Here is a 22,783-nt window from a genome sequence, read left to right as displayed (position 1 = left end):
TTTTTTTCACTCGCCGGTCATTACCGGTAGAAGAAAACAAAGGGGAGCCTTGTTCAATGTCTGCAGTAATGTCTTGCCGCCTGCGCCCGCTGGCGCGCGCAGTGCGTCCGTTGTTCGCCATGAGCCTGTTGTTGTCTGCGCCCGCCTGGGCCGATGAGCCGGCGCGGCGTGCCTATGAGGTGCCGGCCGCGAGCCTGGGCGCCGTACTGACCCGCTTTGCCGACCAGGCCGGTGTCAGCCTTTCGCTGGACCCTGCGCTGGTTCAGGGTCGGCAGAGCAGCGGCCTGTCAGGTAGCTACAGTGTCGAAGAAGGCTTCATGCAACTGCTGCGTGGCAGCGGCCTGCAGTTGCTGCCGGTAGGTGAGGGTGCCTTCACCTTGGTGCCGGCGCCGCATGCAAGCGGTGCGCTGGAAATTGCCCCGATCAGCATCGTGGGTGGCCGGGCGGCTGGCAGCGAAACGCTACCCTACGCCGGTGGCCAGGTGGCACGCCAGGGCGCGCAGGGCCTGCTGGGTTCGCGCGACTTCATGGAAACCCCGTTCAGCATCACGAGTTACACCAGCGAACTGGTCAAGAACCAGCAAGCGCGGACCTTGGGCGAACTCATCGCCACCGACCCGTCGGTGCGCGCTACCAACCCGGCGGGCGGGCGTTTCGAGCAATTCACCATTCGCGGTTTCAGCCTGTTCAACAGTGATGTGGCCTACAATGGCCTGTACGGTATCTTGCCGACTTACTCGATCGACATGGAAATGGCCGATCGGGTCGATATCATCAAAGGCCCCAGTCAGTTGATCAACGGCATTTCGCCGCGTGGCAGCGTGGGCGGCGGTATCAACGTGCAGCCCAAGCGGGCCACAGACAAGCCGATCACCGAGTTTACCGGCAGCTATGCATCGGCTGGCCAAGCAGGTGGCGCGGTGGATGTTGGCCGACGTTTTGGCGAAGGCCAGCAGTTCGGCGTGCGTTTGAATGCTGTGAAGCAGGCGGGCGATACCGAATGGGACCACCAACGTGTCGATCGCGAAATGGCGGTACTGGGCCTGGATTTTCGCGGTGAGCGCCTGCGCCTGTCGGCAGACCTTGGCCATACCGAGCGTGACACCGATGCGCCGCAGGAGCGCGTGCTGATCGGCGCCAACGCCAAGGTGCCGGAAGCCGACGATGTGCGGCGCAACTACGCCCAGGCCTGGAGCAAGGCGCGCACCAACGACACCTTTGGCGCACTGCATGCCGAATACGACGTCAGTGAGTCGCTGCTGGCCTATGGCGCGGTCGGTGCGCGTGAAAGCAACCATGATTTCCTGCGGCACAACGTGTCCATCACCAACGATGCCGGCGACTTCACCGTGCAGCCGCGTGACTTCACCCGGGACGAGTCGGTGCGTACCGCCATGGCCGGCCTTCGCAACTGGTTTCACACCGGGCCGGTCAGCCACGAGTTGAACTTGGCCGCCACCTACTTCTACATGGACTTCACCAACGGCGGCGCCCGCTATGCCTCGGCGCCCAGCAACCTCTACAACCCGGTGGCGACCCCGACCCCGGGCACACCCACCCGCATCGATCCCGAGGTCTACACAGAAAACCGCTTCTCCGGTGTGGCCCTGGCCGACACCCTCGGTTTTTTCGACGACCGCCTGCTGTTGACCCTGGGCGCGCGCTGGCAGCGGGTGCAGGTGGATGACTGGAGCGACGGCGTCAAAGGTGAGACCGCCTACGACGAAGAAAAGGTCTCGCCCTCGGGCGGCGTGCTGCTCAAGGTCACCGACCAGCTGTCGTTGTACGCCAACTACATGGAAGGCCTGAGCCAGGGCAAGATCGCGCCGTCGACGTCGATCAACGAAGACCAGATCTTCCCGCCGTTCACCAGCCGGCAGGTTGAGGTAGGGGCCAAGTACGACCTGGGCCAGGTTGCGTTCACGGCCAGCGCATTCCGCATTCGCCAGCCGGCCTACGAGACCAACGCCACCTCGCGGGTGTTCGGGCCCAATGGCAAGCGTGACAACCGTGGTATCGAGTTGAGCGTGTTCGGCGAACCGGTGCAAGGCGTGCGGGTGCTGGGTGGGGTCATGTACATCGACAGCGAGCTGACCGATACCGTGGGTGGTGCCTACGATGGCAACCGCGCGCCGGCCACGCCCGAGTACAACGTCAACCTCGGCGCCGAATGGGACGTGCCCGGTGTGAGCGGGCTGACCCTGACGGCGCGGGGCATTCATTCCAGCTCGCAGTACCTGGACCAGAACAACAGCAAGCAGATTGATGGCTGGGAGCGTTACGACCTGGGCGCGCGCTATGCCTTCAAGGTGGACGCTACCGAGGTGACCTTACGGGCCAGTGTCGAGAATGTGCTGGATGATCGTTACTGGAGCTCGGCGGGGGCTTCGGATGACAGTGAGCCGGGGTTGACCCTATCCACGCCGCGTACCTACTTGTTGTCGGCTACAGTCGGTTTCTGAACACGTCCGGCAAGTCTTTTGCGGACCCTGTGGGAGCGGGCAAGCCCGCTCCCACAGGGGTGTGTTAGCCCCAACACTTGTGTCAGTTCGGCGCAATCGCCCGCCCCAGCTTCTGCGCCTGTCCCTGCAACACCCGCATCAAATGCATCGCCGCATGCGACGGCGGCTCGAACCGCGAATAGACAAAGCTGATATCAAAGTGAATTTCATCGGCCAGCGGCACCACCGCCAACCCACTGTCCTGCGCCACGAATTCGTCGATCACGCTGATGCCCATGCCCTGCTTCACCAGGGCCACTGCTTCGTTGGCGTTGGTGAACGACAACAGTGATTTCAATTGCAGCCCGCGCCGCTCGATGTGCCCGGCCAGCAGTTTGCCAAACGGCATGTCGGGCCTGAACAGCAGCAGCGGGTGGCCTTCCAGCTGCTGCAAGGTCAGCGAGCCATGCCCGGCCAAGGCGTGGTCGGGTGGCATCACCACCACCATGCGCCCGCGCATGAAGGCTTGCGAATGCAGGTGATCGTGCACCACGGGCAGGGCGGCAATCGACAGGTCGACCTTTTTCGACAGGATCTGGTTGGGCATTTCGCCCATCAGCGAGGTTTGCCACTCGATGTCCAGCGAAGGCGCCTCGCGCTTGAGCTGCGCCAGGGCAATCGGGATGACCACCGTCGACAGCGAGGCGCTGCAAGAGATACGCAGCTTGTGGTGGCCGCCGGCACCCAATGACAGCGCACACTCATTCACCTCCAGCGCCGCCTGGTACACCCGCTCGACCTCACGGAACAGCACCTGCGCCTCGGCGGTGGGCACCAGGCGGTTGTTGATGCGCTCGAACAGGCGATAAGCCAGGCGCCCCTCGATGTACTGGATCAGCTTGCTCACGGCCGGCTGCGACACGTACAGCAGCTTGGCCGCCGCGCTGATCGAGCCGGTCAGCATCACCGCACGGAACACTTCCATGTGCCGCAGTTTGAACACCATGGGGCTCGCGTCTGCGCCTTCGTTGCCAAGCAGCATGTCTATTACCTTCGGTTATGGTCTTCGCCATCTGGGTATGAGCGTCAAACCCGGCCACGCAGTATCTTGAACACAGCCCAATCGCCCTGGCGGCGAACAATAACAAGATCTGTAGGCAAGCGCAGCGGTGCTTGCCGGGAGTGCTGCGTGAACATCTTTGACGAACCGAAGATCGATTGCCATAACCATTTGTTTGACCCCGCCCGTTTCCCTTACCACCCCGAAGCACCCTATGCGCCCTCTGGCCAGGAGGTGGCGACCCAGGAGCAGTTCACCCGGGTGATGGACGCCTACGGTGTACAGCATGCCTTGCTCGTCGGCCCCAACAGCGGCTACCACACCGACAACCGCTGCCTGCTGCACGCCCTGGCCACCGGGCAAGGGCGGTTCAAGGGCGTGGCGGTGGTCGAGGCAAGTATCCCTCTCGATGCGCTGGCTGCGCTGCAGGTGCAAGGGGTGGTCGGTATCGCCTTCAACCCCGCGTTGTACGGGGTGGCCAGCCTCAAGAACGTTGACGGGTTGCTCGGCAAGGTCGCCGAGCTTGGCCTGTTTGCCCAGATTCAGGTGTGCGAAGACCAGTTGCTGGACCTGCATGGTCTGCTGCAAGGCTCCCGGGCACGTCTGTTGATCGATCACTGTGGCCGCCCGGATGTAGCCGCCGGGGTGCAGCAAACTGGCTTCCAGGCCTTGCTGCGGCTGGCCGACAGTGGCCGGGCCAGCGTGAAACTGTCGGGCATGCAGAAGTTCGCCGCCGTCGATGCCTTGCTGGAGCAGAGCAGTGCCTACGTCCACGCCCTGCTCGAAGCCTTTGGCCCCGAGGCCTGCGTATGGGGTTCGGACTGGCCGTTCATTCGCCAGTGCTCGCGGGTGGACTACGGCCCGTTGCTGAAACTGGCCGAGTGCCTGATGCCGGATGCCCGCACGCGCCGTGCAGTGATGTGGGACACACCCCGCCGATTGTTCGGGTTTGCCTAGAGCTTGATACTTGTCAGCAGATCGTTGGGGGCCGCTTTGCGGCCCATCGCAGGCACGCCCACAGGGACTGCACAAGCCTTAAGCCTACGGTGTACCTGTGGGCGTGCCCGCGAAATATCCAGCGCGCTGGATGGCATCGGTGTTGCCGGTCACGCCTGATCCGGCACCACGGCGATCACATCGATTTCCATCAGCCATTCGGCCTGGGCCAACCCGGCCACCACCAGCCCGGTGGAAATCGGGAACACACCCTTCAGCCACTTGCCCACTTCCTTGTACACCGGCTCGCGGAAGCGCGGGTCGGTGATGTAGGTGGTGGTCTTGACGATGTGCGACAGGTCCGAGCCGGCTTCTTCAAGCAGTTGCTTGACGTTTTTCATCGCCTGCTCGGTCTGCGCCCGAGGGTCGCCCAGGCCCACCAGCTTGCCTTCGAAGTCGGTACCGACCTGGCCGCGCACATAAATGGTGTTACCGGCCCGCACGGCCTGGCACAGGTCGTTGTCCAGGGTCTGGTTGGGGTAGGTTTCCTTGGTGTTGAACATGCGGATGCGGGTATGAGTAGGCATCAGTGGGCTCCGAGGGTGCTGACGTTGCTGATGGTGTTGTCTTGCTGCTCATCCGCGTCGCGCTGTTCGCGGTCGCGGTAGGCCAGGTAGGTGCGTTGCGTGGCGATGTGGCCGGCGACGTGCTTGGCGTCGTGCCACACGCCCCAGATGAACGACGAGCCACGGCGCGACAGCCACGGCAGGCCCAGGAAGTACACGCCGGGCTCACGGGCTACGCCACGCTGGTGCTGGGGTTTGCCGTTGGCGTCGAAGGTGTCTACCTGCAGCCAGCTGAAATCCACACCGTAACCGGTAGCCCAGATGATGCTGCTGACACCGGCCTTGGCCAGGTCCAGTTGCTGCAGCGGGTTGACCATGCACTCCGGGTCGGCGAGGCGCTGGCGGGCTTCGGGCTCTTCTGGCAGGTCCAGGCCGTTGCGTTCGATGTAGGCATCGGCGGCATCCAGCAGGGCCAGGTAGTTTTCGTCGCCACGGTTGATGTTCTCGACCAGGTTGTCCTGGAAGCGCGCCACGCCGTTCTCGAACGACTGGGTCAGGCCGACCAGGGTCATGCCTTGATGGGCGAGGGCGCGGAAGTCTACGGTGTGGCCGCCACGGGCGCCGCTGACGGCGATGGTCACGTGCTCGCGGCCAGGCTTGGCGATTTCTGCGTCCCACTCACCCAGCACGCCCAGCCACCAGCAGAAGTCGCGGTTGCGGTAGGCACGCGGCGGGCGGTCGTGGGCGCCGACCGACAGGTACACCTGGCGGCCCGCACGCATCAGCTCTTCGGCGATCTGCACGCCAGAGGAGCCGGCACCTACCACCAGCACTGCGCCTTCTGGCAGTTGCTGAGGGTTGTAGTAGGCGGCGGAATGGATCTGGTGCAGGTTGCTGTCCTTTGGCGCAATGGCGGGGACAACCGGCTTCTGGAACGGGCCGGTTGCCGCAACCACACGGTTGGCGCGAATCACGCCTTCATTGGTTTCGATGGTAAAGCCCGGGCGGTCGCTGTTGCGTACCACGCGCTTCACTTCAATGCCGGTGCGCACGGGCAGGTTGTACTTGCGTACGTACTGCTCGAAGTAGTCAGCCACCTGGTCCTTGCCGGCGAAGGCGTCGGCGTCGAGGTTGAATGCCAGGCCCGGGAAGCGGTCGTGCCAGACCGGGCCGTTGGCGACCAGCGAGTCCCAGCGGCCAGTGCGCCACGCTTCGGCGATGCGGTTGCGCTCCAGCACCAGGTGCGGCACGCCAAGCTTGTTCAGGTGTTCGCTCATGGCCACGCCGGCCTGGCCGGCGCCGACGACGAGGGTGTCGATTTCGAGGTTGTTCAGTGTCATGTCCGAGCCCTTGTTCAGGCGGTTTTTGTCAGGTCGGTTTGGAGGACCGCCGTTGCCTGGGGCCAGACTAGGGATGTGGCACAAATGGCGAAAATAGTATTTAGCTGGTGCTTGCCGATAAAACGGCGAAGGCCCCGAGTTCTGTGGCCTCGCACAGGAGAAACTGGCCTGAAACAAACGTAGGAGCGAGCGCAGCTCGCGATGCGCCGCGCGGGCGGCGTTCGCTCTCTGCCTGAGCAAAGTTTTTTCCTGTCTAACCCCTCGGAAAAAGTTGGTTTCGCCTACCGAAAGGTTCCACCCAGAATGCCCTGCATCGCACAGGACAACAGGAGCATTACCATGACCTTCTCCATCATTGGCCGCTGCCAGGAAACCGGCCAGGTTGGCATCGCCATCAGTTCGTCGAGCATTGCCGTGGGTGCCCGTTGCCCTTGGGTGCGTGCCGGTGTTGGCGCCGTTTCCACCCAGAACATCACCTTGCCGGCGCTTGGCCCGCAGATTCTCGATGCCCTTGAACAGGGCCAGTTGCCACCCGCCGCCGCGCTGGACCGGGTACTCAGCGCCAATGGCTGGAGCGAGTACCGCCAGGTTACCGTGATCGACAGCCAGGGGCAGGTGGCGCTGTTTACCGGGCGCGAGGCATTGGGCACGCACAACGCTGTGGCCGGTGAACAGTGTGCGGCGGCCGGGAATCTGTTGTCCTCGACCCAGGTGATCGAAGCGATGGTCGTGGCGTTCGAGCAGGCTGGCGGCCACCTGGCCGACCGCTTGCTGGCCGCCATGCACGCGGCGATGGCTGCGGGTGGTGAAGCCGGGCCGGTGCACTCGGCGGCGTTGAAAATTGCCGGCGAGTTGACCTGGCCATTGGTGGACCTGCGCGTGGACTGGGCTGATACCGACCCGATCGGCGTGCTCGACGGTCTTTGGCAGGCCTATCGCCCACAAATGCAGGATTACGTCACCCGTGCCCTCAACCCGACCGCTGCACCCAGCTATGGGGTCCCGGGCGATGAGTGAATTTGCCAGCCGCGCGCTGCTGGCCCGGCTGATCGGCTTTGCTACGGTCAGCCGGGACTCCAACCTTGAGTTGATCGGCTTCATCCGCGATTACCTGGCCGAGCTGGGGGTGGAGTGCGAGCTGTTTCACAACCCGGAAGGCACCAAGGCCAACCTGTTCGCCACCATCGGCCCCCAAAACGTTGGCGGCGTGGTGTTGTCGGGGCACACCGATGTGGTACCGGTGGATGGGCAGGCCTGGACCGTCGAGCCGTTTGCCCTGAGCGAACGTGATGGGCGCCTGTATGGCCGTGGCACGGCCGACATGAAGGGCTTTATCGCTTCGGTGCTGGCCGCCGTGCCCGCGTTCCTCGCTCAACCTCTGCGCATGCCGGTGCACCTGGCATTCTCCTATGACGAGGAAGTGGGCTGCCTGGGTGTACGCTCGATGCTGGCCGCATTGGAACAGCGCCCGCACAAGCCGCGCCTGTGCCTCATTGGCGAGCCCACCGAGCTCAAGCCGGTGCTGGGACACAAGGGCAAGTTGGCGATGCGCTGCCAGGTGCATGGCGCGGCCTGCCACTCGGCCTATGCGCCCTATGGCGTGAATGCCATCGAGTATGCGGCGAAGCTGATTGGCAAACTGGGTGACATCGGTGACGCACTGGCCTTGCCACAGCATCACGACGAGCGCTTCGACCCACCGTTCTCCACGGTGCAGACCGGGGTGATCAAAGGGGGCAGGGCACTGAACATCGTGCCGGCGGAGTGCGAGTTCGACTTCGAAGTGCGGGCCTTGCCGGGGTTTGAGGCGCAGGCAGTGGCCGACCAGTTGCAATCCTATGCAGAAGCCGAGTTGCTGCCACGTATGCGCAAGGTCAATGCGGCCAGTGATATTCGCCTGGCGCCGCTGAGCGCCTACCCGGGGCTGGCGACACCTGCCGACAGTGAGGCGGCGCAGCTGGTGGCGTTGCTCAGTGGTACCGATGAATTCGGTACGGTGGCGTTTGGTACAGAAGGCGGGTTGTTTGACCAGGCAGGTATCCCGACCGTGGTGTGCGGGCCTGGCAGCATGGACCAGGGGCACAAGCCGGATGAGTTTGTCAGTGTCGAGCAGTTGCAGGGGTGTGATGCGATGTTGCTCAAGCTGGTGGATTACCTAGGCTCTGTATGAAAAATCTTGAGACGCAGGTCAGGCAAGGCGAAAACAGCCGAGGAAGCGGAGTTTACGGGTTGTAAATGAGCATTCCGAGGCTGTTTTCAACGCAGCATGACCACGTATCAAGGCTTTTCGTACAAACCTAGCATTTATGTCAGTTGTCATCCGGTAGCAGTGGTTAGAAACTTGAAACGTCCCCATCAGCCCACACTGAATCGCCCCTGGTTCCCTAGACACTCTCCAAGCTCAGAAAATAGCGTTTCTCATACTCTACTGGAGACAGCTGCATAGCACTGCTGTGTCGACGCTTGGGGTTATAGAACATCTCGATGTAATCGAAAATATCACTTCGGGCTTCGTCACGCGTTGCGTAGATCTTTCGTCGGATTCGCTCCTGCTTCAAAAGCTGGAAAAAGCTCTCGGCTACGGCATTGTCGTGACAGTTTCCCCGTCGGCTCATGCTGCTGATCACATTGTTGGCCTTCAGGAAGCTTTGCCAATCTGAGCTACTGAACTGACTGCCTTGGTCTGAGTGAATCATCACTTGCTGCTGTGGCTTGCGTCGCCACACGGCCATCAGCATGGCGTCGATGGCCAGGTCGCTGCTCATCCTGGGCTTCATTGACCAACCAATGACTTGGCGAGAGAACAGATCCAACACTACCGCCAGGTACAGCCACCCTTCATAGGTGCGGATGTAGGTGATATCGGTCACCCAGACCTTATTCGGCTCACTGACCTTGAACTGCCGGGCCAGATGGTTGGGCGATGCCACTGTTGGTTTTCCGCCATAAAACCCAGGACGACGGCGATAGCCCGTTTGCGAACGCAGCCCCTCTGCCTGCATCAAGCGACCGACTCGATTTCGCCCACAGATCTCTCCCAGCTCTCGAAGGTCATCGTGAATCTTGCGATAGCCATACACGCCTCCGCTTTCTAACCAGGCATGCTTGATCAAGCCAAGCAGGCGTTGATCTTCTTTGGCTCGGGCAGATTGAGGCTCGGCCAGCCAAGCGTAGTAGCCGCTGGGATGCACCTTGAGGGTTTGACAAAGACGCCGCACCGGGTAATCGATCGAGTGCTTCTTGATGAAGGCGTACTTCAGCCGCACTCCTTGGCAAAGTACGCGGCGGCCTTCTTTAAGATGTCTCGCTCTTCCGTCACCCGCTTGAGTTCAGCGCGCAGCTTGCGCAGTTCGGCCTGCTGATCATCGTCGTGCTGACGCTGCTCTTGGGGCTTGCTGTAGACCTTGATCCACGCGTAAAGACTGTGCACGGACATGCCCAAGCGCTGAGCGACATCGGCGACAGGTTTGCCTTTCTCGGTCACTTGCTTGACCGCTTCGATCTTGAATTCTTCAGGGTAACGCTGACGACTCATGGCACCTCCTATTTGGGCCTCATTATGAGGCTTGGAGGTGTCTACGAAACCAGGGGCGATTCAAGTAGAAGGCCCACAACAACACGGATGAAGCGGCGATGGCCGCCACCGTGTTGCCGTCGCCAAAGAGCAGAAAGAAGGCGCCGAGCGTGGATTTGATGAGGATGGAGTAGGACACGTTGCCGATGCAGGTGCCGGCCCAGAAGCCAAAAGCCGAGGCAAAACCCAGGTAGCTGCCGAAGCCGGCGCTGGCGTAGGCGTAGATGCCTGAGTCTAGGTCCGGGCGGGGGCGGGCAAGGGTCTGGAACACGAAGGCCAGCATCAGCATGCCCAGGCCGGCGATGCACCGCGCAATGATGGCACCAAGCCGCCGGTGGCACGGCCGAAGGTGGCTGGCAGCGAGAAGATACCGGCGCCGACCAAGGAGCCCACTACCAGGGCAGCGAGCGCCCAGACGTTCAGTTTGCCTTCCGTTGCAGTGCTCATTGGCCTGGCTCTCCCTTGCGCTGACGGGGTGAGTAAAGACCGAGGGGCCAGTTTGTGCCAGTTTGATGGCGAATGGGCCGCAATGCGGCCCTTTTCAATTTAGAAACTGGCCTTGACCTGCAAGCCAACGACCAACGCGTTGTCGATGTCCTTCCCGGAGAACGCCCCAGGCTCGATGATGTATTGCACATCCGGGCGCAGGTTCAGCCAAGGTGTGGCCTGGTAGCCGTAGCTCAGTTCGATCAGTTGCTCGGCGCTGTCGATGTCGGGGAACTGCTGGCCGGCATTGAAGACAGCATCCTCCAGCACGTCGCGGCTACGCGGGTTGGGTACGGCACGGCCATAACCCAGCGCCACGGTATCTTTCGGGCGGCCTTCGAACGGCTTGTACAGCACCACACCGGCGCCATACCACTTGGTGAACGGCGAGGCCGCCTTGCTCGACGCCGAGTACTGGCCGAAGGCGTGCAGGCTGCGGCCTGGCGAGCCTTGGTCGTTCCACACCGCCTGGTCAACCAGCAGGTAATGGCCGCCACGGCCAGACACTTCATCCTCGCTGCCGATGCGTTTCACGTCGGAGCTGTCGTAGTAGTAGCCCAGCTTGTACTCGCCCGGCAGTTCACCCTGCAGCTTGTACACCAACTCCACCGGCACCACGGTGCCCGTGGTGTGCTTTGGGCCAAGGTGCCAGGCACGGCTGGAGTTGCCATTGCTCTCGGGGTCGACGTTGAACGCCGCTACGCGCAATTGCCAGGCAGGCGAAAGGTCATACTTTACCCGCACGCCCAGGTGGGCATTGGGGTAGTTGGTCCAGCCACTGCCACCCGACATGTTCAGCGGGTGGCCGCAAAAACCGGCGTTCATGAAGTTGCACAGGATACCGCTGTCCAGGCCACCCAGGTCGTTGCCCATGGCCATGTAACCCAGCTTGACGTTGAGTGCCGGGGTGAACAGGGTGCGCTCGTAGCTCAGCTCGGTCAGGCGCGTATACAGGCCGCCGAAGTTTTCCTGGATTGGCAGGCGGTTGCCGACCAGGTCTTCCGAGGCGCTGTTGCCGCGACGGTCGTTGATGGTCAGCTGGACCTTGCCACCGTTGTCCAGGCCATACAGTCTGGACAGGTCGAACTGCACGCCCAGCTTCAGGTTCTGCGAATAACGCGCCGAGCGGTGCAGGCCACCGTGGGCGTTGTAGGCGGTTTCGCCGCTGTAGTCGCCGGTGAACTTGACGCCGTCGTCTTCCAGCTGATGGCGCAGGCCTCCCCAGTCACCGGTCAGGGTGCTGCGGGTCATCAGGTCGCCGTCGGCCAGGGCGGTGGTGCTGGCCAGGGCCAGCAGCAGGGTGGGGGTGATGCGAATTGCGGATGGCATTGCTAAATCTCGAATTATTTTTGAGGGCCATTCGCGGGCAAGCCCGCTCCCACAAGGACTGCACAGTTCGTAAGGGCAGTGAGTATCCTGAGGGAGCGAGCTTGCCCGCGAAGCAGGCGACGCGGTCTTACGGCAGTGCGTAAGAAATCACGTAGTCGCCACGGTCAGTCGACTGGCGTGCGCCGCTAGCGGTGATCACCACGTACTGCTTGCCGGTCTTCGGCGAGACGTAGGTCATCGGGCCGCCCTGGCTGCCCACTGGCAGGCGGGCCTTCCAGATTTCGTTACCGTTGCTGCTGTCGTAGGCGCGCAGGTAGAAGTCCTGGGTGCCGGCGATGAACACCAGACCGCCTTGGGTCGACAGGGTGCCGCCCAGGGTTGGCAGGCCGATCTTGATCGGCAGGTGCATGCGGATGCCGAGCGGGCCGGTGTCTTCAACAGTGCCCACCGGAACCTGCCAGGCCACCTGGCGGGTCTTCATGTCGATAGCGGTCAGGGTGCCGAACGGCGGGGCCTGGCACGGAATGCCGGCGACCGACAGGAAGCGGTTCTTGTTCACCGCATACGGGGTGCCCTTGAGCGGTACAGCGCCCATGCCGGTGTTCAGTGCTTCGCCACCGGACGCTGCGCCACCCTTGTTCTGCGATGGGATCATCTGGATCCACAGGCCCAGGCGCATGTCGTTGACGAAGATGAAGCCATGCACCGGGTCGGTTGAGATGCTGCCCCAGTTCATGCCACCCAGCGAACCCGGGAAACTCAGCGACAGGTCGGTGCCCGGCGCGGTGTACAGGCCGTCGTAGCGCATTTTCTTGAAGTCGATGCGGCACAGCAGCTGGTCATACGGGGTGGCGCCCCACATGTCCGACTCGGTCAGGGTTTGTGCGCCGATCTGCGGCATGCCCACCGACTTCGGCTGGGTTGGGGAGTACGGCTCGTTCGGGATGTTGCTTGGCTTGACCGGTACTTCGTCGACCTGGGTCAGCGGCTTGCCGGTGGCGCGGTCGAGCACGTAGATCTGCCCGGCCTTGGTGCCGATCACCACCGCAGGTACCGACTGGCCGTCGTCCTTGGTGAAGTCGATCAGGCTCGGCTGCATGGGCAGGTCGAAGTCCCACAGGTCGTTGTGAACGGTCTGGAATACCCACTTCTGGTTGCCGGTGGTGGCGTCCAGGGCCAGCACCGAAGCGCCGTAGGTGTGGTCCAGTTTGCTGCGCTCCACGCCGTAGATGTCGGTGGACGACGAGCCCATCGGCAGGAACACGGTGTTCATCGCCGGGTCATAGGACATCGGTGCCCAGCTGTTCGGGGTGCTGCGCACGTAGGTGCTGTCGCCCTGCGGTGCCTGGCGATCTTCCGGATTGCCCGGGTCGAAGGCCCAGCGCATTTCACCGGTGATCACGTCGAAACCACGGATCACGCCGCCTGGCATGTCGGTCTGGACGTTGTCGGCAACACGGCCGCCGACCACCACGGTAGTGCCGGCCATCAGCGGTGCCGAGGACAGCTGGTAGTAAGAGTCCGGTACGTTGCCCAGGCCCGCTTTCAGGTCCACTTGGCCGTTGTTGCCGAAGCCTTGGCAGAACTCGCCGTTGTCGGCGTCGACAGCAATCAGGCGACCGTCGATGGTGTTGGTCAGCAGGCGACGCTGGCAGTTGGCACCGGCCGGCACGCTTGCCACCGTAATCGGCGAGCTGTTCGGCTGGGTTGGCTGGGCGATGGCGGCGGTGGCATCGAAGTACGCCATGCCACGGCAACGCTGCCAGACCTTGGACTGGGCGTTGATTTCGTTTTTCCACAGCTCTTTGCCGGTGTCGGCATCCAGGGCGATCAGGTTGTTGTGCGGGGTGCAGATGAACACCTTGTTGCCGATCTGCAGCGGGGTCAGCTGGTCTTCGGCACCGTTGCCGTCACTGATGGCCACGTCACCGGTGTGGTAGGTCCAGGCTACTTTCAGCTTGTTGACGTTGTCGCGGTTGATCTGGTCCAGCGCGGCGAAGCGACTGCCACCTTCGGTGTTGCCGTAGTGGGCCCAGTCTTTCTGCTGCTTGCCATCCTCGACCGGGGTCATGCCCGGGCCGTTGCCAGTGGGGGCAACGCTTGGGTGGGCAACAAACATGTTGCCGGCGGCGATCACCAGCACCACGGCCATCACCCCGGCAACGCCGTAGGCACCACGGCCGGCGCTGGCGCCGTTGGCACGCGCCAGCAGCGGGTAGACCAACGCCACGACCATGCCGATTGCGCCGAACATGAACAGGCGCGAGAACAGCGGCCAGAACACCAGGCCGGCGTCGATCAGCGCCCAGAGGGCGGTACCCACCATGAATGCCGCGTACAGCCAGGCGCCTGCCCGCTTGCGCCGGGCAATCAGCACACCGGCGATGGCCATGGCCAGGCCGCCGATCAAGAAGTACCAGGAACCGCCCAGGCCGGCCAGCTTGACGCCGCCAGCAGCAAGGAGGAGGCCGAGCAGGGCGATGATTACGCCCAGGCCAACCAGGAGGATGTTTGTGGCGCCAGAGGCGCGCGGTGTTTCGTTCATGCCAGGGATCTCAGCAGGTGGAATGCGCGCAGTCTAAGCCCTTAGCTTGCTAATTAACAAGTTGGTACATAATTTTGTGAGGCTGATTGTCGCAGGGCTGAACTTGCGAAGATGTGGCTAAAAGTCTAGATCATGTGCTTAAAAATGCATTAAACGATATGTTCATGTTGGTTAATAATTTTGCATTCATACGTTGGTCGAGTGGGTGTTTGGCCGCCGTCACACCGGCCAAGGCGCGTTGCTGCTGTAAAAAACGGCGAGCCAGACCGTCGCCACTCCAGGCGCAGTCCACTCCACGCGATGGCGGTAGTGCGGCGGGATGTCCAGGCAATCGCCCGGCGCCAGAAGGCGGGTGTGCTGCTCGTGTTCGAAACGCAGGCCGGCAGCCCCGCTGAGTAGCACGATCCACTCACCTTCGGCCTGGTCGTACCAGAACCCGGGCGGGCTGACCTGGCCGCTGGAAACGATACGCTCCACGCGTAAGCCAGGGCGGCTCAGCAACTCATCTACACGCTCGGCACGGGTGGGGTCGCAGTGTGGCAGGGCAGTCAGCAGGTTGTTGAGTGTCATGGGAAGCCTCGCTGGAATGGGAGTGGTTTCACTATGGACGCAATCGCCGCATAGCGCGCTTCTTGACCCGCCCTGCGGTTTGTAAGAACTTTCTGAGTTTTGGAAGACGTGCAGCAGATGGACAAACTCCTGGCGATGAAGATGTTCGTAGCTACCGTCGATGCCCAGGGCTTTTCTGCGGCTGCGCGCAGGCTTGGGCTGGCGACGTCGTCGGTAACCCGCCTGGTCGATGCCCTGGAAACGGCCGTGGGCGCCTCGTTGCTCAATCGCTCGACACGCCAGGTCAGCCTGACCGAGGCCGGGGCCCGTTACTACGAGCGGGCCCGCAGCATTTTCGAGGCGCTGGACGAGGCCGATGCCAGTGTTGCCGACCGTGGCGAGGAGCCCGTCGGTGTCTTGCGGCTGTGCCTGCCGGTGGAGTTCGGCAGGCGGGTCATCGCCCCGCACCTGGGGCCGTTTCTGGCGCGGCACCCGGCGTTGGAGCTGGACATCGACCTCAGCGACCGGCTGGATGATCTGCTGGACGGCCGTTATGACCTGTCGATTCGCCTGGGCGACCCCTCACCCAATGACGAACTGGTGTGCCGCCAGCTTGGCCGCTTCGAGCGGTGGCTGGTGGCCAGCCCGGCATACCTGGCCGGGCGTGACCCGCTGCAACACCCCCGGCAACTGTTGGAGCACGCCTGCCTGCGCTTCCGTTACGGGCAAAAGGCACGGCCCTGGCGCCTGGCGCGCGGGCAGGACAGCCTGGAGCTGAACGTAACCGGGCCGCTGCGCAGCGCCAATGCCGACATGTTGCGTGAAACCGCGCTGGGGGGCAGCGGCATCGCACTGCTGGCCGACTGGCTGGTACGCGAGGATGTGCAGGTCGGGCGCCTGCAGCGGGTGTTGCCCGACTGGCAGGTCAGCCCAGGCATGGCCAACAACAGCATCAATGCCCTGTACCTGCCCAACCACCGTGGCTCGCGGCGGGTGAATGCGTTCATCGACTTTTGCGCAGCGCTGCTGGAGCGGTAGCCGCGGCATTGCTCAGCGTGCAAAGCCGCGTTGCGCCAGCAGCGGATTCTCTGCGCTGAGGCGTCTGGGTAAGGTAGCCGGCATATTCCACCCCTTGCCGAGGAACCTCGCATGAATCCCTCCCTTGCCGCCGCCCAGCCCGCAGCCACCGGCCTGAGCCGGGCCCTGGTCGTGCTGCTGGCGTTCTGCTGTGGCGCGATCGTTGCCAACATCTACTACGCCCAGCCCATTGTCGGCCTGATCGCGCCGGACCTTGGGCTGTCCACCGAACATGCCAGCCTGATCGTGTCTCTCACCCAGTTGGGTTACGCCCTGGGGCTGCTGTTGCTGGTGCCGCTGGCCGACCTGTTGGAAAACCGCCGGTTGATGGTCGGCACCGCTGTGCTGGCTTGTGTAAGCCTGCTGTTGGCGGGCACCAGCCGCAGCGGCCAGGGCCAGCTGTTCCTGGGCTATGCACTGTTGATCGGGTTCAGCTCAGTGGCGGTGCAGATGCTCATTCCACTGGCAGCGCACCTGGCGCCAGAGGCGCAGCGTGGCCGGGTAGTGGGCAACATCATGGGCGGCCTGTTGCTGGGTATCCTGCTGGCGCGGCCGTTGTCCAGCCTGGTGGCCGACCACTTGGGCTGGCGCGCTGTGTTCATTGGCGCCGCCGGGGTGATGCTGGCGATCATCCTGCTGCTGGCGCTGACCCTCCCGCAGCGTCGGCCCGAGCACAAGGCCAGTTATGCCGGGTTGATGCTGTCGTTGCTCACGCTGTTGCGCCGTTATCCGCTGCTGCGCCAACGCTCGTTGTACCAGGCACTGATGTTTGCAGCGTTCAGCCTGTACTGGACAGCCGTGCCGATGGCGTTGGCGGGTGAGCATGGCCTGTCGCAGAGCCAGATTGCCGTGTTTGCCCTGGTGGGGGCGGTGGGGGCCGTTGCCGCGCCCTTGGCTGGTCGCCTGGCCGATGCCGGGCATGCTCGGGCCGGCTCGCTGCTGGCCCTGCTGCTGGCGCCGGCGGCCTTGTTGCTGGGGCTGACGGCGCCGGGTTACAGCGTGATCGGCCTGGGCCTTACCGGTGTGCTGCTGGATTTTGCGGTGCAGATGAACATGGTCATTGGCCAGCGCGAAGTGTATGCCCTGGACCCGGCCAGCCGCGGACGGTTGAACGCGGTGTACATGACCAGCATCTTCCTGGGCGGGGCACTGGGTTCGGCGGTAGCCAGTGCGCTGTTCAGCCAGTTCGGCTGGCAGGGGGTGGCACTGGTGGGCGCAGGCTTGCCCGGCCTAGCATTGCTGGTGTTCCTGTTCAAGGCCCGGGGCAACTGACAAGGGGCGTCATCGGCCAAGCGGCAGCGCCACACCGATCAGGGCAAACAGGCTGCCGCAGCAACGGTTGAAACCTTTACCCCCCTTGGCCAGCCAAGGCCGAATACGAAATGCCAACCGCGCCAGCAGGTACTCGACCAGGAACTCGACGCTGGCGAAGGTCGCCGCCATCACCACGAACTGCAGCATCAAGCCGCGTTGCGGGTCGATGAACTGGGGCAGAAAGGCCCCATAGAACAGCAGCACCTTGGGGTTGGCCATGGCCGACAACAGGCCTTGGCGGAACAGGCCGGCATTGCCAAGCCGAGCGCTGCGCTCGTTCAGTTCCAGGTGCAGCCCCGGGCTGCGCCACAGCTGGATGCCCAACCAGACCAAATAAGCCCCCCCCACCCATTTCAACACGCTCAGCACCGAGGCTGAGGTTTGCAGCAAGGCACTGAGGCCGAACATCGCCAGGGCGATGAGGGCGCTGAAGCCGAACACCCCGCCAACGATCGTGAACAACGTTCGCCGGGCGCCGTACAAGGCACCATGAGTCAGGGCCAGCAAGCTGTTGGGGCCTGGGGTCAGTGACAGGCCAATGCTGGCCAGCAGGTAGATCAGCCAGGTGTCGAGTGCCATTTGCGCAAGTGCCTTATTGGTGTGGAGGGTGCCAGTTTATGGCGCGAACTGCGCCCATCAAGGGTAGTATCTGGACATTGAACAGTCGTTTCTGGACGCAACGCCATGCTGCCTGATATCCGTTTGCTGATCCTGCCGTTACCGGATTTTGCCCTGTTGCCGTTCGGCGCCTTTCTCGACAAGTTACGCTTCAGCGCCGATGACGAAGACTACAGTCAGCAGCGCTACTGCACTTGGACCGTGGCAGGGATCAGCCTCGACCCGGTGCCATCGAGCAGTGGCGCGGTGGTTCAGGTGGAGGCTGATGCCGGCCAGGTCGATCTGTCCCGTTTCGACTATCTGGTCGTGTTCGGCGGGCGCAATGCCATGGCCACCGCCGCGTTGGCGCCGCGCTACCAGGCCTTGCTCAGGCGGGCCGGCAAAGCCGGGGTCAAGCTGGTAGGGGTCGACAACGGCGCGTTCCTGCTGGCTGCCTGCGGGCTGTTGCAAGGGCACAAGGTGGTGGTGCACTGGCGCCACGAAGCCGAGTTTCGTGCAGCTTTCCCACAGTTGCAGATGCTGCGTGAGCAGCTGTATTGCATTGACGGCAACCGTATCACCTGTGCAGGAGGTACGGCGGCCATCGACCTGGCGGTGGCGTTGTTGTCACAGGCCTGCGGGCGAACCCGGGCGCTCAAAGGGCTGGCTGACATGCTGGTGGACGAAACCCGCGACAGCCGTCATACCCTGCGCTCGCTTGAGCTGGCCGCCGGGCAGGGGCGGCAGGTGCAGCGGGCGCAGGCGCTGATGCGCCATCACTTGGGCACGCCGTTGGCAGTGGCGCAACTGGCGGCTGAACTGGGCATCAGCCGGCGTCAGCTCGACCGGCAATTTCAGGCCAGCCACGGCATGAGCGCCAAGGCCTGGTGGCTGGAGATGCGCTTGCAGCAGGCGCGCTGGCGCTTGCTCAATTCCAGCCACAGCCTGGCGCAGATTGCCGATGAAGTAGGGCTGGGCGATGCCAGTTACCTGGGCAAATGTGTGCGACGGCGGTTTGGGTGTACGGCCTTTGAGTTACGGACAGGTAAGCAGTAGGACTGATGCCCGTCAGCTAAACCCTTGGGGCTGCGCAGCAGCCCCGATTCCAGCGGTTTTACTGCGGCGTCCCGAACAACCCCGTCCAGTAGATCCCAGCATCACTCTTAGGGTCCACCGCATAAGCCGCACCCATTTCGCGGAAGTCCGGGTTCATCAGCGTGGCGCAATGCCCCGGGCTCTGTAGCCAGCCTTTGACTACCTTGTGCGCGGTATCACGCCCGGCCGCAATGTTCTCTCCAATCTGCTGATACAGGTAACCCGCCAGTTCCGCCCGGTCACCTGGGGTACGGCCTTCCTTGTCGATGTGGTCGAAGAAGTTCTGGTTGGCCATGGCCCGTGTGTGGTTGGCGGCGACGCCGGCCAGTGCGGTGCTCCAGCTCAGGGCTGGGGCGGCGGCGAAGGGTTGGCCACCGCATTGGCGTGGCAGCTTGCGCGCGGCGTTGATTTCCTGCAGCACCTTCTGCCCTTCGGCCTGCCAGTCACCCAGGCGGCCACTGAGCAGTGGGCGGGCCAGTACGATGCGCCAGTCGCGGCCCTCCTGGCTGACACCGATATCGACGAACTGGGGGTCGAGCACCACCTGGCAAAAGCTTTCTTCGATGGCGTGCATGGCAGCGCGCGCGTCGCGTGGCCCCGACAGGCTGATGGCCTGAACGTTGACCATGGGGTAGGCGGCGCGGGTCATGGCCTGCTGCAGGTCACGGGTGCCCTCTGGCGAAAGCGCCAGGCGGGTGTCGCTGTTGAGCGGCGGCAGCTCCAGCGACGCCTCGCCACCGCAGGGCTGGGCCTGGCTGCGGTAGACATTGATCGAATCGATCAGTTGCGCCTCTTCGCCGGTGAAAGCCAGTGCCCCGGTCGAGACGACCAGGCCCAGCGACAAGGCGGCAACGGATGACAGGACGCGCATGTGGATCTCCCTATGACTGGCAGCGTCGTGGTATGCGCTGCTCATCCTACACAAGCCCGGGGCTTTTGGCCCCTGGCGGGTGCAAAGCAATGAAAACGCCGGCAATCGTTGCGGGCGGCAAAAGAGGGAGTAGACCACTGGTTGGCACAAAAGTGCGATTACTTGGTAATCATTCGTAACATTGGCTAGAAACAATCCTCAAACGCCAACTGTTCCCAACCTCCCAGGTAGCCCAGGGTGACCCACGGCTGGTCAAGTTTTCAGGTCGCATCGGTTTCTGATTGCTCGGTACCGCATCAACGGGCCAACGCCTGATTCGGCTTGTAGAACAGGAAATGTGTGGTCTGCGCTGTCTTGCGGTAGGCCTTGGCCCATTCGGGGTGCACGGTGCGGTCGTGGAAGTACAGGGCGCCGCCGGTGGGGTCTTTCAACTGTTGGTTAAGCGCCTTGCGTGCGATTTCCTTGGCCACATCGTAGCGTTGCGCTTCCTCGACCTGGTCCGGGCGCCCGTCGCACCACCAGGAAAACTGGCAGGCCTTGGTTTCCACGCCCTGTTTGACCACGCCGCAGATGGTATCGGGGAAACCATCGTGGCCCAGGCGGTTGAGCACCACACTGGCCACAGCCGACATGTCTTCGGCGTCGGCGCCCTTGGCCTCCCAGTAAATGGTGCGGGCCAGGCAGGTGATGCTGTCGTCCAGCGGTGCCTGGCCGGCGGGATCGACCGCCTGGGCTTCACCTGGGGTCAGTTTTTCTGATTTCTTGGGGGGCGGGGCGTTTTCCACCACCTTTTCTTCAAGCACTTCGGCCTTGTCTTCAGCCACTGCGGCCTTGGCGGTGTCGGCTGCGTGCAAGGGGCCTGCGAGCAGGGCCGAGGTCAAGCCGATTAGGATCCAGGCAAGGCGCATGGGCTAGCTTCCGGGAGAGGGGTTGATACCAGTCTAGCCAAGCGTAAGCATTAGTACCAAAGGCAGGGTGGCTGCGGCGGCCACGGTCTGCAGGGCAATGATGGTGGCCATCAGCGGGGCGTTGCCACCCATTTGCCGGGCCATCACGTAGGACGAAGAGGCGGTAGGCAGGGCCTGGAACAGCACCGCCACGACCGCTGCCTGGCCACTCAGGCCAACCAGGCGGCACAAGCCCCAGGTGGTCAGCGGCATGACCAGGAACTTGAACGCCGAGGCCGCCATCAACGGGCGCACCTGCTGGCCCAGGCTGGCGCCACCCAGTGCCGCGCCTACGCACAGCAGGCCCATCGGCAGGGCGGCCTGGCCCAGCGCCTTGACCGTGGGTTCGATGCCGGGCGGCAGGCCCAGCCCGGTCACACGCAGCAGTAAGCCGCCCGCGCAGCCGACGATCAACGGGTTGGCGAAAATCGCCCTCAGCACCGTGGCCGGTGAACTGTGGCGGGCGCTGAAACGGGCGAACACCAGCACGCACAGCAGGTTGACCAAGGGCACGATGGCGGCATTGGCCACCGCGGCCAGAGCGATGCCGGCGCTGCCGTAGATGCCGGCGGCCAGTGTGGCGCCAATGTAGTTGTTGAAGCGGATACCGCCCTGGAAGACCGACGTGAAGTCGGCGCCGTCGTGGCTCACTGCGCCTTGGTACAGCACCAGCAGCAGCGCCCCGGCCAGGGTCGACAGCATCAGCACACCGACCATCCCCAGTACTGGCACGCCGTCGAGGTTGGCCGTGGCCAGGCCGTGCAGGAACAGCGAGGGAAGCAATACGTAGTAGCTCAGGCGTTCAGCACCCGGCCAGAAAGTTTCGGCCAGAAAGTCGCGAAGGCGCAGGAAGGTGCCCAAGGTAATCAGCAGGATGATCGGTAGCAGGGTGGTCAGCAGCAACGGGAGCATGGTCGACGTTCCGTGGTCGGGTACGCGCACAGACTACGGGTGCGAAAGGGTTTGTAAAAACGTTGTTTTCTGCACCGACTGTTGAGAAAAAATGCACGCTAGATGCCCTACGCGTCATTTGTGGGAGCGGGCGTGCCCGCGAAGAATCCAACGCGGTGGATGGCACCGGCTGCGCCGGTGTTCGCGGGCGCGCCCGCTCCCACAGAGATCACGCTAGAGCAGGCAGCTATGTGCAACTACGCCTCCAGCGCAGTCTTCAACACCGCACTCAAATGCCGCCGCTGGCTTTTCTCATGCTCCAGCAACACCACCCGCCGGGTCAGTTGTGGCTCGCCAAACGGCAGGCACGTGGCGGGTGGCAGGCGTTGCAGGTCGTCGTCCGCCATGGGGATGATCGCCACGCCCAGGCCCATTACGGCCATGCGCGCCAGGGCCTCCTGGCTGTCCAGCTCCATCTGCTCGCTCACCTGCTGATGCTGGCGGCGCAGTTCCTGCTCGATCTGCCGCCCGGCCCACGCGCGTTTGTCGAAGCGCAGGAACGGTTGGCTGGCCAGCAACTCGGCTACGCTGTGCCCAGCCAGTTCCGGGCTGGCGATGGCCCAGAAGCGGTCCTCGAACAACGGTGTGAAGTCCAGGCTTTGCGGGTAGGGGCTGACCGGTTCGGTGGTGATCGCTGCATCGAGTTCGCCGTCCTCCACGCGCCGCGCCAGTTCCGCCGACATCCCCGATGCCACGCTGATATGCAATTGCGGATGGTGGGTCTTGATCCAGACCAGTGCCTTGGGCAGGCGCCGCGCCAGCACCGTGTGGATGGCCCCCAGGCGCAGGCGGCCACGCAGGCTCGGGCCGCTGGCCAGGGCGTCGGCCAGTTCGTCATAGGCGCCCAGGATGGTTTCGGCACGCGCCACGGCCAACTGGCCGGCCTCGGTCAGTACCACCTGCCGACGGCTGCGGTCGAACAAGGTCACTTGCAATTCGTCTTCAAGGGTTTTGATGTGCAGGCTCACTGCCGAAGGTGTGAGGCTGAGCAGGTCGGCGGCGCGGGCGAAGGTGCCGTGGCGGGCGATGGTTACCAGGGTGCGCAAGGCTTTGAGGGACATGCGGATGAGGTCCGGTTTCAAGCTGACAGAGCTGTATTCTCAGG

21 protein-coding genes are annotated in these 22,783 nt (G+C 63.4%); 7 read left to right on the top strand and 14 right to left on the bottom strand.

The features are described 5' to 3' along the window. The first annotated feature begins 56 nt into the window (after nucleotides 1-56). Nucleotides 57-2,462 (top strand): TonB-dependent receptor, encoded by a 2,406-nt coding sequence (locus ACF8R4_RS23600; RefSeq protein WP_060497013.1) that lies wholly within the window; start codon nucleotides 57-59, stop codon nucleotides 2,460-2,462. A gap of 82 nt (nucleotides 2,463-2,544) precedes the next feature. Here the strand turns inward: ACF8R4_RS23600 and ACF8R4_RS23595 are convergent, their stop codons facing one another. Beyond that, nucleotides 2,545-3,483: a LysR family transcriptional regulator gene (locus ACF8R4_RS23595; protein WP_060497012.1), complete on the bottom strand. Its 939-nt coding sequence runs from the start codon at nucleotides 3,481-3,483 to the stop codon at nucleotides 2,545-2,547. A 147-nt stretch (nucleotides 3,484-3,630) separates the two neighbouring features. On the opposite strand from ACF8R4_RS23595, the gene ACF8R4_RS23590 reads away from it, so the two are divergent. Next, on the top strand, nucleotides 3,631-4,458 hold the full coding sequence (locus ACF8R4_RS23590; RefSeq protein ID WP_060497011.1) for an amidohydrolase: 828 nt from the start codon (nucleotides 3,631-3,633) through the stop codon (nucleotides 4,456-4,458). 149 nt (nucleotides 4,459-4,607) lie between these two features. On the opposite strand, the gene ACF8R4_RS23585 is transcribed toward ACF8R4_RS23590, so the two are convergent. Together ACF8R4_RS23585 and ACF8R4_RS23580 are read right to left on the bottom strand one after the other, a co-directional pair. Further along, complete coding sequence (locus ACF8R4_RS23585) at nucleotides 4,608-5,024, bottom strand: RidA family protein (RefSeq protein WP_016713864.1); 417 nt, start codon at nucleotides 5,022-5,024, stop codon at nucleotides 4,608-4,610. Continuing rightward, on the bottom strand, nucleotides 5,024-6,343 hold the full coding sequence (locus tag ACF8R4_RS23580; RefSeq protein ID WP_392493585.1) for a flavin-containing monooxygenase: 1,320 nt from the start codon (nucleotides 6,341-6,343) through the stop codon (nucleotides 5,024-5,026). Before ACF8R4_RS23580 ends, ACF8R4_RS23585 begins: the two co-directional genes overlap by 1 nt. Before the next feature lie 339 nt (nucleotides 6,344-6,682). Here ACF8R4_RS23580 and ACF8R4_RS23575 point away from each other — a divergent pair, with 339 nt between their 5' ends. Both ACF8R4_RS23575 and argE read left to right on the top strand, forming a co-directional pair. Beyond that, nucleotides 6,683-7,360: a DUF1028 domain-containing protein gene (locus ACF8R4_RS23575; protein WP_019098373.1), complete on the top strand. Its 678-nt coding sequence runs from the start codon at nucleotides 6,683-6,685 to the stop codon at nucleotides 7,358-7,360. Next, entirely contained in the window at nucleotides 7,353-8,513 is a 1,161-nt protein-coding gene (argE, locus tag ACF8R4_RS23570; RefSeq protein WP_060497008.1) for an acetylornithine deacetylase, read from the top strand. Before ACF8R4_RS23575 ends, argE begins: the two co-directional genes overlap by 8 nt. Nucleotides 8,514-8,727: 214 nt before the next feature. Here the strand turns inward: argE and ACF8R4_RS23565 are convergent. From ACF8R4_RS23565 to ACF8R4_RS23540, 6 genes are all read right to left on the bottom strand, one after another. Then, nucleotides 8,728-9,878, bottom strand: a protein-coding gene (locus ACF8R4_RS23565) for an IS3 family transposase (protein WP_392493583.1) whose coding sequence is annotated in 2 segments (ribosomal slippage) — nucleotides 8,728-9,644 and nucleotides 9,644-9,878 — 1,152 coding nt in all. Because the reading frame shifts where the segments join, the coding sequence is not laid out codon by codon here. Nucleotides 9,879-9,900: 22 nt separating this feature from the next. Continuing rightward, nucleotides 9,901-10,206 carry an amino acid permease gene (locus tag ACF8R4_RS23560; protein ID WP_060497006.1) on the bottom strand — a complete coding sequence of 102 codons (306 nt, stop codon included), beginning with the start codon at nucleotides 10,204-10,206 and terminating at the stop codon, nucleotides 9,901-9,903. Then, the gene (locus ACF8R4_RS23555; protein ID WP_223623869.1) at nucleotides 10,200-10,364 is read right to left on the bottom strand and encodes a hypothetical protein; all 165 of its coding nucleotides are present in this window, start codon (nucleotides 10,362-10,364) and stop codon (nucleotides 10,200-10,202) included. The genes ACF8R4_RS23560 and ACF8R4_RS23555 overlap by 7 nt, the downstream gene beginning before the upstream one ends. Nucleotides 10,365-10,463: 99 nt before the next feature. Further along, entirely contained in the window at nucleotides 10,464-11,732 is a 1,269-nt protein-coding gene (locus ACF8R4_RS23550) for a carbohydrate porin (RefSeq protein WP_392493581.1), read from the bottom strand. A gap of 127 nt (nucleotides 11,733-11,859) precedes the next feature. Continuing rightward, nucleotides 11,860-14,277, bottom strand: coding sequence for a glucose/quinate/shikimate family membrane-bound PQQ-dependent dehydrogenase (locus ACF8R4_RS23545; RefSeq protein ID WP_392493580.1), 2,418 nt, complete (start codon nucleotides 14,275-14,277; stop codon nucleotides 11,860-11,862). A 219-nt stretch (nucleotides 14,278-14,496) separates the two neighbouring features. Further along, nucleotides 14,497-14,847, bottom strand: coding sequence for a cupin (locus ACF8R4_RS23540; protein WP_060497003.1), 351 nt, complete (start codon nucleotides 14,845-14,847; stop codon nucleotides 14,497-14,499). A gap of 117 nt (nucleotides 14,848-14,964) precedes the next feature. Here ACF8R4_RS23540 and ACF8R4_RS23535 point away from each other — a divergent pair, with 117 nt between their 5' ends. Beyond that, entirely contained in the window at nucleotides 14,965-15,864 is a 900-nt protein-coding gene (locus tag ACF8R4_RS23535) for a LysR family transcriptional regulator (RefSeq protein WP_060497134.1), read from the top strand. A 111-nt stretch (nucleotides 15,865-15,975) separates the two neighbouring features. Then, nucleotides 15,976-17,175 (top strand): MFS transporter, encoded by a 1,200-nt coding sequence (locus ACF8R4_RS23530; protein WP_392493578.1) that lies wholly within the window; start codon nucleotides 15,976-15,978, stop codon nucleotides 17,173-17,175. A 9-nt stretch (nucleotides 17,176-17,184) separates the two neighbouring features. Here ACF8R4_RS23530 and ACF8R4_RS23525 read toward each other — a convergent pair whose 3' ends face one another. After that, nucleotides 17,185-17,796: a LysE family translocator gene (locus tag ACF8R4_RS23525; RefSeq protein WP_060709616.1), complete on the bottom strand. Its 612-nt coding sequence runs from the start codon at nucleotides 17,794-17,796 to the stop codon at nucleotides 17,185-17,187. A gap of 105 nt (nucleotides 17,797-17,901) precedes the next feature. Between ACF8R4_RS23525 and ACF8R4_RS23520 the strand changes: the two genes are divergently transcribed. After that, nucleotides 17,902-18,870, top strand: coding sequence for a GlxA family transcriptional regulator (locus ACF8R4_RS23520; protein ID WP_060497000.1), 969 nt, complete (start codon nucleotides 17,902-17,904; stop codon nucleotides 18,868-18,870). Nucleotides 18,871-18,928: 58 nt separating this feature from the next. Here ACF8R4_RS23520 and ACF8R4_RS23515 read toward each other — a convergent pair whose 3' ends face one another. The 4 genes from ACF8R4_RS23515 to ACF8R4_RS23500 all read right to left on the bottom strand — a co-directional run bounded on the left by ACF8R4_RS23515 (nucleotide 18,929) and on the right by ACF8R4_RS23500 (nucleotide 22,739). Beyond that, nucleotides 18,929-19,780, bottom strand: coding sequence for a CAP domain-containing protein (locus ACF8R4_RS23515; RefSeq protein ID WP_392493577.1), 852 nt, complete (start codon nucleotides 19,778-19,780; stop codon nucleotides 18,929-18,931). 296 nt (nucleotides 19,781-20,076) lie between these two features. Next, nucleotides 20,077-20,688, bottom strand: coding sequence for a cell wall hydrolase (locus ACF8R4_RS23510; RefSeq protein WP_060496998.1), 612 nt, complete (start codon nucleotides 20,686-20,688; stop codon nucleotides 20,077-20,079). Nucleotides 20,689-20,721: 33 nt separating this feature from the next. Further along, nucleotides 20,722-21,639 carry an AEC family transporter gene (locus ACF8R4_RS23505; protein ID WP_392493576.1) on the bottom strand — a complete coding sequence of 306 codons (918 nt, stop codon included), beginning with the start codon at nucleotides 21,637-21,639 and terminating at the stop codon, nucleotides 20,722-20,724. Nucleotides 21,640-21,875: 236 nt separating this feature from the next. Next, the gene (locus ACF8R4_RS23500; protein ID WP_060496996.1) at nucleotides 21,876-22,739 is read right to left on the bottom strand and encodes a LysR family transcriptional regulator; all 864 of its coding nucleotides are present in this window, start codon (nucleotides 22,737-22,739) and stop codon (nucleotides 21,876-21,878) included. Nucleotides 22,740-22,783 lie beyond the last annotated feature (44 nt).

Source organism: Pseudomonas sp. FYR_2, assembly GCF_043106425.1.
Lineage (GTDB): Bacteria > Pseudomonadota > Gammaproteobacteria > Pseudomonadales > Pseudomonadaceae > Aquipseudomonas > Aquipseudomonas monteilii.
This window is presented reverse-complemented; position numbering and strand designations above follow the sequence as displayed.

Bases quoted from the DNA above. Each gene is read 5' to 3' on its own strand.
- ACF8R4_RS23600 (WP_060497013.1), top strand. From the start codon at position 57: ATGTCTGCAGTAATGTCTTGCCGCCTGCGCCCGCTGGCGCGCGCAGTG.
- ACF8R4_RS23595 (WP_060497012.1), bottom strand. From the start codon at position 3,483: ATGCTGCTTGGCAACGAAGGCGCAGACGCGAGCCCCATGGTGTTCAAA.
- ACF8R4_RS23585 (WP_016713864.1), bottom strand. From the start codon at position 5,024: ATGCCTACTCATACCCGCATCCGCATGTTCAACACCAAGGAAACCTAC.
- ACF8R4_RS23580 (WP_392493585.1), bottom strand. From the start codon at position 6,343: ATGACACTGAACAACCTCGAAATCGACACCCTCGTCGTCGGCGCCGGC.
- ACF8R4_RS23575 (WP_019098373.1), top strand. From the start codon at position 6,683: ATGACCTTCTCCATCATTGGCCGCTGCCAGGAAACCGGCCAGGTTGGC.
- argE (WP_060497008.1), top strand. From the start codon at position 7,353: ATGAGTGAATTTGCCAGCCGCGCGCTGCTGGCCCGGCTGATCGGCTTT.
- ACF8R4_RS23560 (WP_060497006.1), bottom strand. From the start codon at position 10,206: ATGCTGATGCTGGCCTTCGTGTTCCAGACCCTTGCCCGCCCCCGCCCG.
- ACF8R4_RS23555 (WP_223623869.1), bottom strand. From the start codon at position 10,364: ATGAGCACTGCAACGGAAGGCAAACTGAACGTCTGGGCGCTCGCTGCC.
- ACF8R4_RS23550 (WP_392493581.1), bottom strand. From the start codon at position 11,732: ATGCCATCCGCAATTCGCATCACCCCCACCCTGCTGCTGGCCCTGGCC.
- ACF8R4_RS23545 (WP_392493580.1), bottom strand. From the start codon at position 14,277: ATGAACGAAACACCGCGCGCCTCTGGCGCCACAAACATCCTCCTGGTT.
- ACF8R4_RS23540 (WP_060497003.1), bottom strand. From the start codon at position 14,847: ATGACACTCAACAACCTGCTGACTGCCCTGCCACACTGCGACCCCACC.
- ACF8R4_RS23535 (WP_060497134.1), top strand. From the start codon at position 14,965: ATGGACAAACTCCTGGCGATGAAGATGTTCGTAGCTACCGTCGATGCC.
- ACF8R4_RS23530 (WP_392493578.1), top strand. From the start codon at position 15,976: ATGAATCCCTCCCTTGCCGCCGCCCAGCCCGCAGCCACCGGCCTGAGC.
- ACF8R4_RS23525 (WP_060709616.1), bottom strand. From the start codon at position 17,796: ATGGCACTCGACACCTGGCTGATCTACCTGCTGGCCAGCATTGGCCTG.
- ACF8R4_RS23520 (WP_060497000.1), top strand. From the start codon at position 17,902: ATGCTGCCTGATATCCGTTTGCTGATCCTGCCGTTACCGGATTTTGCC.
- ACF8R4_RS23515 (WP_392493577.1), bottom strand. From the start codon at position 19,780: ATGCGCGTCCTGTCATCCGTTGCCGCCTTGTCGCTGGGCCTGGTCGTC.
- ACF8R4_RS23510 (WP_060496998.1), bottom strand. From the start codon at position 20,688: ATGCGCCTTGCCTGGATCCTAATCGGCTTGACCTCGGCCCTGCTCGCA.
- ACF8R4_RS23505 (WP_392493576.1), bottom strand. From the start codon at position 21,639: ATGCTCCCGTTGCTGCTGACCACCCTGCTACCGATCATCCTGCTGATT.
- ACF8R4_RS23500 (WP_060496996.1), bottom strand. From the start codon at position 22,739: ATGTCCCTCAAAGCCTTGCGCACCCTGGTAACCATCGCCCGCCACGGC.